Origin of the sequence: Lacimicrobium alkaliphilum (assembly GCF_002591895.1) — a bacterium.
In the GTDB taxonomy this organism is placed as follows: domain Bacteria; phylum Pseudomonadota; class Gammaproteobacteria; order Enterobacterales; family Alteromonadaceae; genus Lacimicrobium; species Lacimicrobium alkaliphilum.
The window spans coordinates 49,955-61,808 of sequence record NZ_NISX01000002.1 but is presented as its reverse complement, the minus strand read 5'-3'; the positions used below and the strand labels follow the sequence as shown (position 1 = coordinate 61,808).

Annotated in this window: 7 protein-coding genes; all 7 read left to right on the top strand. The window is 50.7% G+C overall.

What is annotated here, in order from left to right; translation table 11 throughout:
* Positions 1-58 precede the first annotated feature (58 nt).
* On the top strand, positions 59-1,096 hold the full coding sequence (locus CDA54_RS02265; RefSeq protein ID WP_099033387.1) for a S66 peptidase family protein: 1,038 nt from the start codon (positions 59-61) through the stop codon (positions 1,094-1,096).
* Positions 1,097-1,220: 124 nt separating this feature from the next.
* Positions 1,221-2,804 carry a sensor domain-containing diguanylate cyclase gene (locus tag CDA54_RS02260; protein WP_099033386.1) on the top strand — a complete coding sequence of 528 codons (1,584 nt, stop codon included), beginning with the start codon at positions 1,221-1,223 and terminating at the stop codon, positions 2,802-2,804.
* A 204-nt stretch (positions 2,805-3,008) separates the two neighbouring features.
* A complete protein-coding gene (locus CDA54_RS02255; RefSeq protein WP_099033385.1) occupies positions 3,009-5,426 on the top strand; it encodes a glycoside hydrolase family 31 protein in 2,418 nt (805 codons plus the stop codon).
* A 24-nt stretch (positions 5,427-5,450) separates the two neighbouring features.
* Positions 5,451-7,352, top strand: a complete 1,902-nt coding sequence (locus CDA54_RS02250; protein ID WP_099033384.1) for an alpha-amylase family protein — start codon at positions 5,451-5,453, stop codon at positions 7,350-7,352.
* 643 nt (positions 7,353-7,995) lie between these two features.
* Positions 7,996-9,453, top strand: a complete 1,458-nt coding sequence (locus CDA54_RS02245; RefSeq protein WP_373286062.1) for an MFS transporter — start codon at positions 7,996-7,998, stop codon at positions 9,451-9,453.
* Positions 9,454-9,455: 2 nt separating this feature from the next.
* Positions 9,456-11,156 carry an alpha-amylase family glycosyl hydrolase gene (locus CDA54_RS02240; RefSeq protein WP_099033382.1) on the top strand — a complete coding sequence of 567 codons (1,701 nt, stop codon included), beginning with the start codon at positions 9,456-9,458 and terminating at the stop codon, positions 11,154-11,156.
* 243 nt (positions 11,157-11,399) lie between these two features.
* Complete coding sequence (locus tag CDA54_RS02235; protein WP_373286061.1) at positions 11,400-11,798, top strand: DUF3718 domain-containing protein; 399 nt, start codon at positions 11,400-11,402, stop codon at positions 11,796-11,798.
* The last annotated feature ends 56 nt before the right edge of the window (positions 11,799-11,854 follow it).

Below are 11,854 nucleotides of genomic sequence, written 5' to 3'. Positions count from 1 at the left end.
ACCCTGGTCATTTAACAAGCGATATCAGGGCGGCAAAAATAATAACCGGAGACACATTATGGATCGCAGAGCCTTTATCAAAGCCACCGCACTCAGCGCCCTGGCAACACAACTTGTTCCTGCTACCAGTATGGCCGCAGGTAACAAGAAGTCGATGATCCCGCAGCGCCTGAAAGCGGGTGATAAGGTAGCGGCCGTCGCGCCCGCCAGCGCCATTTTTGATCCGGTTGAACTGGAGATTGCGAAAGAGTCTTTCGAAGCTCTGGGTTTGCAGGTGGTACCCGGTAAACACGTACTGGATCGCCACGGTTACCTTGCCGGGAAGGATGAAGATCGTGCCGCCGATATCAATGCGGCCTTTGCCGACCCTTCCATCAAAGGCATCATTGCCCTGCGGGGCGGCTGGGGGTGTAATCGGGTATTGCCGCATCTGGATTTCGACACTATAGGTAACAATCCCAAAGTGTTGTTGGGTTACAGTGATATCACCGCGCTGCTTAACAGTATGTATAAAGAAACCGGCCTCGTTTCATTTCATGGTCCGGTGGGGTTGTCGTACTGGGGAGATTTCCAGGCCGACCAACTACGCCGGGTAGTATTCGATGGTGAACAAACCATGATGCAGAATTATCCGCAGGAAGATGGGGCGCTGGCAATGCGCAGCAATCGTGCCCGAACGGTCAAATCAGGAAAAGCCAAAGGCATACTGGTAGGCGGTAACCTTACCGTGCTGACCAGTATGATCGGCAGCCCCTATGTGCCGGATATGCGCGGTAAGATCCTGCTGTTAGAAGATGTGGGTGAAACCATCTACCGTATCGATCGTTATATGTCCACCCTGCAGATGGCTGGTATATTGGATCAGGTGTCAGGGGTGGTATTTGGTCATTGCACCCAATGTGAGCCGCAAAAAGGCTACGGCGGATTTACCCTGATGGAAGTAATGGAACACTATCTCAAGCCCTTAAATGTGCCAAGTTACTATGGTGCCCAGTTTGGCCATATCAAAGATAACCATATTCTGCCGGTGGGTATTGAGGCCGAAATGGACGCCGATGCCGGTACGTTGCGTCTGCTTGAATCCGCAGTAATTTAACCCTGAATGAACCTTTACCCATCTCCATAGATATCTATGGGGATTGGGTTCCCGCCCGGATTAGGCAAACTGAGCCATTCACATCTAATCTTAAGGTCAGCATTATCTAATTATTGGCCAGCCTTTGTATTCGATTCGCCGTTATTTTCTATATTTCTTTGTTGTTTACAGCCTGACTCTGGTGATGGTGTTTCTGGGTTACAGGGTGTTTATTGAGTATCCTTATGATCTGGCGACCGTTAAGGAACATCAAAAAAGGGAGCTGGAGAGCCTGTCCAAGGGCCTCAACCTGAATTTGAACAACCTTGAAGCTATCGTTACCGATTGGGCTCACTGGACAGATACCCACAACTACGTGTTATCGCCAAAAACCAATCAGCGTTATCTTGAGGAGAATATCCTCGACAGCACATTTGAGACATTTGATCTCAGCGCCATCATTTATTTCAACAGTCATTTTGATGAGGTTTTTTCTCAGGGCTATAGTCTCGATAAAGGGAAAATGATTCCCGCATCTCAGCTTCTGGATTTCCCTTTGGATAACGTATTACGCAGCAGGATCAATCCGGGACAAGCCTGGAGTAGTTCCGGATGGCTGATCACTGAACAGGGGCCTGCGGCATATGCGCTGGAATATATTACAGACTCCAGTGAGCAGGCTCAGCCTTCCGGATATCTGATGTTTGTGCAGGCCATTACCCAGGCACAGGTTGAGAGTCTGGAGGACATCACGCGTTTAAAGCTGTCTTTCAAGCCCACTTCTCTGAACGACCCGGAAACCTTCGGTGTGGTATCGCTGATGACACCAGAACTGGTAGAGGGCTTTCAGTTACAGCGAAAACGTTTATTGGATGATTATACCGGCACACCCATTATGTTGCTGACCATAACTCATGATCCTCTGACGATTCCTGAGTTGATTGGCTGGTCAGAAGCCTTGATTCTGATACTGTTGCTTGCTGTACCCGCGGTGTTAATGTTCGCCATTGATAAAACGCTGATACGCCCGTTATGGCGCAATAGCCGTGAGATCAGCACGATGGTTGATAAGAAAAGTATTGAGGAACTGTCTCAGCAATTGCCTGTACTGGAGCTGGAGCAAATTCGTCAGGCCTTTAACAATATTGTGCGGTTAGTTAATAGCCAACAGAAAGATTTGCAGGCGTTGTCGATGACCGATGGATTGACGGGTATTGCCAACAGAAGGGCATTCGATGAGGGGGCGATGTCAATCTGGCACTCGGTGCTGCGACAGGGGGATCCTTTTCTGTTAGCTATCCTGGATCTGGATTATTTTAAATATTTTAACGATACCCTCGGGCATCCGGCCGGTGACGAAGCACTGAAGCGCATTGGTTTTGTTTTGTCGCAGTTCTGTCGACGTTCCTCAGAACTATGTGCCCGTATCGGCGGGGAAGAGTTCGCGGTGGTGATCGCCGGAGAAGATCAGGCTAATGCCGAGCAGCGTATACAACATTTAAGGCAAAGTGTAGAAGCTCTGGCAGTTCAACATCCGGCTTCTCCAATAAGCGATGTATTGACCTGTAGTATTGGTGCGCTTTATATCCCGCAGCCTGGCGCTGATTATCGCAATCTGAGTCTTTCTGATTTGCTCAGTTTAGTGGATAAGGAACTCTACCGCGCCAAACAGGAAGGGCGCAACAGAGCCAGCTTTCAGTGTTATAGCCTGCCACATCCATGTGATTAAAACCTGCTCATCGGTAATCTCTGAGCCGAGTCCGCTTTGCGCCTGTCCGATGCCATATGTGACTTTTGGATCTTTCCTCAACATATGAATACGTATGCACTGCGCTGATTTGAGAATCCCGACAGGCTAGTATGAAGGTCACGCTTAAACGGCTAGCAATATTCGCTGTACATGCCCCTTTACCGCAAGGTCGTTGGATTAAATATGAAAAAGCTTACCTTATTGATCATCACCTGCTTTTATAGTCTGCCGTCGCTGGCTGCTGAGCTGCTTGGCCATCAGTTGGAGGGCGGGGCACTGATACTGGACACCGATCAGGGGCAGGTTACCATCACGGCTTATACTCCGGGAGCCTTTGAGGTGTTTCACCAGCCTGAGGATATAGAGCAGTTACCTTCTTTTGCTATCGCCGGACAGGCTGAGAAAGCAACCGGTACGCTGGAAAAAATTGACGGCAAGCTGCTCTTCAGCCTGGGCAATTTGAAAGCCGAGATACAGCAGTCGCCGCTGCGTATTGCCTATTACTACGGCGAGCGTTTTTTGCTGAAAGAAGAAGCGGGGCTCTTTGTACATCAGACACTGCGCGGTTTTCGCTTTAACCTCAGCAAAGAGGAAAAGCTTCTGGGCGGCGGCCAGCGGGTTCTGGGTATGGACAGGCGAGGCCAGCGTCTGCCGTTGTATAACAAGGCACATTATGGCTATACCACGGAATCTCAACAGATGTATTACGGCCTGCCTTCTGTGCTGTCCAGTCACAATTATTTACTCACCTTTGACAACACGGCCAGTGGGCATCTGGATCTGGGTCATAATCAGGCCGACGTACTGCAATTTGGAGCCGTTTCCGGGCGCACCGCCTATATTATTGCCGCCGGGGCGGACTATCCTGACACTATCGCCAGCTATGTTAATGTTACCGGTCATCAGCCCATGGTGCCCCGCTGGGCGCTGGGCAATTATGCCTCGCGCTTTGGTTATCATTCCGAGGCCGAAACCCGCGATGTGGTCAGACGCTTTCAGGATGAGGATATTCCGCTGGATGCGGTGATCCTGGACCTGTTCTGGTTTGGCAAGGAGGTCAAGGGCATGATGGGCAATCTGGACTGGGATCGTGAGGCCTTTCCCACCCCGGAGCAAATGCTCAGTGATTTTAATCAGGATGGCGTCAAAACCATTCTGATCACCGAGCCTTTTGTACTGACCACCTCAGATAAATGGCAGGAAGCGGTTGAGGCCGGGGCGCTGGCAAAGAATCTGGCAGGCGAGGTCAAACGCTTCGATTTTTATTTTGGTAATACCGGGCTGATTGATGTGTTTAACCCGGATGCACAAGACTGGTTCTGGCAGACCTATCAGCGCCTGCTGGATCAGGGCGTGGGTGGCTGGTGGGGCGACCTCGGTGAGCCGGAAGTGCACCCGGCAGATACCCTGCACCAACTGGATGATGGGCGTATTGTCAGCGCCGATGAAATTCACAATGCCTATGGCCATCAGTGGGCAAAAATGGTTTATCAGCGCCATCGTCAGGCCCGCCCTGATGAGCGCCCCTTTGTGATGATGCGCTCCGGCTTTGCCGGTTCACAGCGCTACGGCATGATCCCCTGGACAGGTGATGTCAGCCGTTCCTGGGGCGGACTTAAGCCGCAGGTGGAACTGTCCTTAAGCATGGGGTTATTGGGGCTGGGTTATACCCATTCGGATCTGGGCGGTTTTGCCGGTGGTGAAGCTTTTGATGCCGAACTTTATACCCGCTGGCTGCAGTACGGCGTATTTCAGCCAGTGTATCGCCCTCATGCTCAGGAGAATATTGCGCCGGAGCCGGTATTCCATGACCAGCAAACCAAAAATATCGTACGCGAGTTTATTAAGCTGCGCTACGCCATGCTGCCTTACAACTACAGCCTTGCTTACCAGAATAGTCAAAGCGGCCTGCCGCTGATGCGCCCGCTATTTTTTGAAGAGCCACAGAACACTGACCTGATGGATAACAAAGACAGTTATTTATGGGGTGATGCCTTTCTGGTCACGCCGGTAGTGGAGCAGGGCGTTACAGAAGTGGAGGTCACCTTACCCGGGGGCGTCTGGTTTGATTATTTCACCGGCCAGCGCTACCAGGGTAACCAACAAATCCGTCAGCCCACCCGTTTAGAAACGCTGCCGGTACTGGTGCGTGGCGGCAGCTTTGTGCCAATGACTGAGCCGGTACAAACTACCCGCGATTACAGCTCTGAGCAGCTTACTCTGCATTATTACGCCGACCCACAGGTGCCGCAGGGCAGCGGCATCATGTATGAAGATGATGGCAAAACCTTCGATGCGGTAGGCAAACAACAATACGAACTGCTGCACTTTTCCGCCAGCCAGCAGGCGCATCAGCTGGATATCGAGCTTAAGCGCGAAGCCTATGACTACAAAGGTATGCCAGAGCAGCGTCAGATCACCCTGGTGGTACATAACTGGCAGCGTTCCCCATCCGCTATTGCGATTAATGGTCGCCCTCTGGATTTGTTAACAGATAAAGCTCAGGCTAAAGAAAGTGGGCAGGGGGCATGGCTGGAAGATAACAGGCTGCATCTGCGTTTTAGCTGGCGCAAAGAAAATATCACTATTGCTATCCGATAAACGGCAAAACAGGATGAACAGAATATGATGAGTAAAAGAAACGTTTTAACGCCGTTGCTGGCAACCCTGATGCTGGGCTGTTCACCGGCACAGCAAAACCCCTCTGACACAGGCAACGCAAAACAGGCTGACAGCGAACCACAAACGCAAAAGGCGATATCAGAGATGCCAGAACGACCTGTGGTATACCAGATGATGACCCGTTTGTTTGGTAATCAGAATGCCACCAATAAAGCCTGGGGCACCATTGAAGAAAATGGCGTGGGCAAGTTTGCCGATATTAATCAGGCCGCGCTGCAGGGGATTAAAGAGATGGGGGCGACCCATGTCTGGTATACCGGAGTGCCCCATCATGCGGTGATCCGTGATTACAGTGATTATGGCATCAGTCATGACGATCCGGATGTGGTCAAGGGCCGGGCCGGGTCTCCTTATGCGGTGAAGGATTATTACAATGTCAATCCGGATTTGGCCAGCGATCCGGCCAATCGATTGGCTGAGTTCGAGGAGCTGATCGCCCGTACCCATGCGCAGGGCTTAAAAGTGGTGATCGATATTGTGCCTAACCATGTGGCCCGTCATTATCAGTCTTTGTCTGCGCCCGAAGGGGCTGAGGATTTTGGTGTCAGCGATAACACCAGCGTTGAATATGCCAGAGATAATAATTTTTATTATATTCCTGGTCAGGCCTTTGAGGTGCCCGATGGCGAGCCGCCATTGGGAGGTGAGGCCCACCCTCTGGCCGACGGACAGTTTGATGAAGACCCGGCCAAGTGGACAGGTAATGGCTCCCGCGCTGCCAGACCTAATGCCGGTGACTGGTACGAAACGGTAAAGATTAACTTTGGCGTAAAACCCGATGGCAGCTACGACTTTCCGGCGTTACCGGCTTCCTATTCCGATCGCAGTTGTGCTGACCATCGTGCATTCTGGGCCGACAAAGACCTGCCCGACTCCTGGTATAAGTTCCGCGATATTGCCCTGTACTGGACAGAAAAAGGCGTCGATGGGTTTCGTTATGATATGGCACAAATGGTACCGGTGGAGTTCTGGAGTTTTCTCAACTGTTCAATCAAAAAGGTCAATCCTGAGGCCTTTTTGTTATCGGAAATCTATATCCCTGAGCAATATCGCAACTATATCCGGTTGGGCAAGATGGATTACCTGTATGACAAGGTAGGGACCTATGATGCCCTGCGCGCGGTGGTTGAGGGCAAGGCCAGTACCGATACGCTGCCCCCGGTATTTGCTGAAATTGCCGATATTCACGGTAATCTGCTGATGTTTCTGGAAAACCATGATGAACAGCGCATAGCCAGCTCACAATTTGCCGGTGACGCCGACAAAGCGAGGCCAGCTATGGTGGTCAGCAGCACAGTGGCATCCGGTGCCAATATGCTCTATTTCGGCCAGGAAGTGGGCGAGCCGGGCGCTGAAGATGCTGGTTTTGGTAAGGCAAGTCGTACCACTATTTTTGATTACTGGGGTGTGCCTGAGCATCAGAAGTGGATGAATGGCGGCAAGTTTGATGGTGATCAGCTAAGCGAACAGCAGCGCCAGCTAAGGGACTTTTATGCCCGTTTGTTAAATCTGGCGTCCACCGAGCCTGCGCTTCAGGGGGAGATGGCGGATCTGCATCAGGCCAATCGCGAGCAACCTGGTTACAGCGGTAATCTGTACAGTTTTGCCCGTTTTAATGGTGAAGAGCGCATCCTGGTGATTGCCAATTTTGATCAGCAGGGCAAAGAGTTTGAGTTAGTCATACCAGCCGGTATCACCGCAGGTATGGCACTGACCAACGGCGAGTATCTGCTGCAGGACAGGCTCTATGGAAAGTATCAGGGGAAGTTAAAGGTTGAGGAAGGTAAGGGCAGTGCCATGATCCAGCTGGGCCCGCTGGATTCACTGGTGCTTAAAATCCGCTGACCACCAATCACAAAGGCATAAAAAGCAATTTGCACCACGGAGACACCCAGCACCTTTGATTTAGCAGTCTTGCATTCTGGAAGCATCCAGTCATCAAAGGTGCTGGGCAGGCAGAGGGCACAGAGGTTTTAAGGCATGGGCCCTGCATTTCTCTGCGCCTCTGCGAGAGGAAGTTATAGGTTCGTGATTTTAGTGTTTTTCGTGGTTGAGGGCTTTTTTCACCACAGAGATACAGAGAATGCGGAGGTATTAACGGTTTAATCCTTTTTACTTCTCTGTGTTCTCCGTGCCTCTTTGGTTGTATAGACTCTCGCAGAGGCGCAGAGAAGTGCGGAATTAGCGCTAAATGCCCGGCTCTTTATTCATAATTCAGCATTCATAACTCAGCATTCACCACTAACCCACTGAATACGTATGTAATGGGCATAAATCCCTCGTGCCTGCGGGCAGTATTTTGTAACATCAAAGGCCAATTATCGTTAACACTATTCTTACAAGTTGTTCTCTGCTGAGCAGAGCATAACGGCAAAGCAGGAAACCCAGTATGCAGAGTAGCGACATCCCGGCTGATGTGCAGAGCAATCCCGAAGCCACCCCCCTTAAGCGCCATAAACCGGAACTCAACTTCTGGCAGATCTGGAATATGTGCTTTGGCTTTATGGGCATCCAGTTCGGCTTTGCCCTGCAAAACGCCAATGTCAGCCGGGTTTTCCAGACTTTAGGGGCTGACTATAACAATATGGCCCTTTTATGGGTGGCGGCACCCATTACCGGCTTAATAGTGCAGCCCATTATCGGTTATCTGAGCGACAACACCTGGAGTCGCATGGGAAGACGGCGGCCCTTTTTCCTCTATGGCGCGATTGCCGCCAGTCTGGCTTTATTTGTGATGCCCAATTCACCCACTTTGTGGGTGGCAGCCGGAATGCTGTGGATTATGGATGCCTCGATTAATGTTTCTATGGAGCCATTTCGCGCCTTTGTCGGCGATATGTTACCGCGCAAGCAGCGGGCGTTGGGTTATGCCATGCAAAGCTTTTTTATCGGCGTAGGTGCTGTGGTGGCTTCGGCACTACCATGGATGATGACCAACTGGATGGGCATCAGTAATGTGGCCGAGCCTGGCAAAATTCCCGATTCGGTTAAGTTTGCTTTTTATGCCGGCGGGGCGGTGTTTTTTCTGGCGGTGTTATGGACAGTATTGCGCACCAAAGAGTACTCACCAGAAGAACTGGCCTCCTTCGATGACGCAGAGCCTGAGCAGGGTGGCATTGAGTATGTTGAGCGTAGTGCCGGTAAATACCTGCGCAGTGGCACTATCTGGCTGGGAGTCGGGCTGATACTGGCCTGGCTGATTGATGCGAACATTGAGAAGCTGGATAAAAATCTGTATCTGATGGCCGGCGGTCTGGCCTGTTTCGGACTTGCCCAACTGGTAGCCGGATGGCTGGCCAGCAAAGGCAAGAATAAAAATGGCTACTCCCAGGTTATGAGTGACCTGTTTAATATGCCAGAGGCGATGAAGAAGCTTGCGGTGGTGCAGTTTTTCTCCTGGTTCCCCTTATTCGCCATGTGGATCTACACCACTGCGGCGGTAACAAGCCACCACTATGGCAGTACCGATACCAGTTCGGTATTGTACAATCAGGGCGCCGACTGGGTGGGTGTCCTGTTTGCGGTCTATAACGGGATATCCATTCTGGCCGCCATCTTGATTCCGCAGATGGTTAAGCTGACCAACCTCAGGCTGACCCATTTATTTAATCTGGGCTTAGGTGGTCTGGGTTTTATTTCTTTTTTGTTTATACAGGATCCTAAGTGGCTGGTGGTGCCGATGATAGGTGTGGGTTTCGCCTGGGCCTCAATTTTGTCTGTACCCTATGCGATTCTCTCCAACGCATTACCGGTGGCAAAAATGGGCTTGTTTATGGGCATTTTTAACTTTTTTATTGTTATCCCGCAGATCCTGGCCGCCAGTATCCTAGGCTTCCTGGTCACTAAAATTTTTGATGGTCAACCGGTGTTTGCGCTGGTGGTGGGTGGTGTGAGTATGCTGATCGCAGGGCTGATGACCTTGCGGGTCAGGATCCAGGAGGAATAACAATGACAAAGTCTTATCCGCTCTTAGGTGCCGCGAGCGCCGCCATTTTGTTGCTCGGCGCCTGCCAGCCACAAACCGAATCGGGTCATAAAACGCTGGAACAACAGCGCCCCGAGTACATAGGTACAGAGCATCCCTTTGCCAGTGAAGCCGTGTACTTTCTGATGCTGGATCGTTTTGTGGATGGCGATCCTGCCAATAATCACGAGGATCAGGGCGGTGATTACCCCACTTTTGATCTGCCCCTTAAGGGGGAAGATGGCTGTGAAGCCAATGTGGGTTATATGGGCGGTGATTTTAAAGGCGTATTAGATAACGCTGAGTTTATCCGCGAGATGGGCTTCACCGCCATCTGGATGACCCCTATTGTGGATAACCCTGATCAGGCCTTTGCCGGCGGCGAGCAGATAGACTGTGGCGGTGCCTTTAAAGACGGCGGCAAAACCGGCTATCACGGTTACTGGGGCGTTAACTTCTTCGAGGTGGACGAACATTACCCCTCACAAGGGCTGGGTTATAAAGAACTGACCAGCACACTGAAAAACGAATATGGCATCAAAACCGTGCTGGATATTGTCACCAATCACGGCTCGCCATCTTTTACCATGCCGGAAGATCAGCCCAAATTTGGTGAGCTTTATGATAAACAAGGCAAACTGATCGCCGATCATCAGAATCTGCCTCCACAGGAGCTGTATCCTGAAAATAATCCGCTGCATGAATTCTTTCATACTGAGCCGGATATTATGCAGCTCTCCAACCTCAACGATACTAACCCGGCGGTACTGGAATATTTTGTCGAGGCTTACAGCCACTGGATTGACCAGGGGGCGGCGGCATTTCGCATCGATACAATCAAGCATGTCCCCCATCATTTCTGGAAGGCCTTCAGCGACAGAATAAGAGAAAAGCATCCTGACTTCTTTATGTTCGGGGAAAGCTATTCTTATGATGCCAATTTTATCGCCCAGCACACTCAGCCTAAAAACGGCGGGATCTCTGTGCTGGATTTCCCCGGGCAGGAAGCCATGAACAAGGTATTCGGCGACCCTGACAGCGATTATGGCGAGCTGGAAGAATATCTGTATCTGACCCACGGGCCCTATCATAACCCTTATGAGCTGACCACTTTCTATGACAACCATGATATGCAGCGTATGCAAGCCAGCGATGAGGGCTTTATTGACGCCCACAACTGGCTGTTCACCAGTCGCGGTATTCCGGTCATTTATATGGGGTCGGAAATGGGCTATATGCGCGGCACCAAAGAGCATCAGGGCAATCGCAATTACTATGGGCAGGACAATATAGAGCAGGCCAGAAACCATCCCATTCGTGACAACCTGGCCCGCATTGCCAAAGTACGCCAGCGTTTGCCGGCCTTGCAGCGTGGGTTGCAGGTTAACCTGCTCCTGGAAGGGCACCGGGCCGCCTTTTTTCGGGTACTGCAGAATGAAGATATCGCGCAAACGGTGTTGGTGTTGCTAAACAAAGGGGATACAGAAGCCGACTTTGTGATCAGTGACGACCTGCAATCCGGCCAGTGGCAGGAAGTCTTTAGTGACCAGATGCAACAGATTGCTCAGGGACTGGAGTTTACCGATAACGTACCAGCCCACGGCGTCAGAGTCTGGATTAAAGAAGGTGAAATTCACCATCCCGGGCTTGTACAAAGATTGGAAATACTGATGGAGAACCGCTGAAAAAAGGTCGGCAAGAAATATTTTCAACGATTTTTTTACAAAAGCCGGCATTCTCAGCCGGTTTTTTTGTTTCTGCGATATCAGGCCTGCAGAGCAGCTCTGTCGGGTCTTTCAGGTCATTGAATTGATACCCTGACGATCTTTTTGGTATTGGTTTGTATACTTAGGTACGGATTAGGGTTCTGTAACCCTGCATTGTTCATTTGTTAGCCTGTTCGTGTCAAGACAAGCGAAGAGGCATTAATCATGAAACAATCTACATTACTCCTTATTACTGCTGTATCGGCATTTATCTTTGCTCCTGCAAGCTTTGCCGATATCAATGAAGACCTGGCCAATATCTGTACTATCGTTAAGAACGACGATAAATCAGAACTGCGTAAGAAACTACGCGATGTTCAGAACGATTACAGACTGAGACTGGGCGATTACTACACAGGCATCTCCTGTGGCGGTAGCAGCCTGATCCGCTATGCGATGGAAAACGGCTCTGCTGATACAGGCACCTATATGATTAAGCGTATGGGTAAAAGTGACCTGACGGCCGCCGAGAAAGACGGCATGGAGCTCAAAGACTGGGCGCAGAGTAACGGTTATATGGACAGTGAAATCGGTAAAGAACTGCTAGCCCGTATCAACTGATGACCCGCTATTTTTCAGAAAAGCCCGGCCTTTGCCGGGCTTTCTGGTATTCAGAG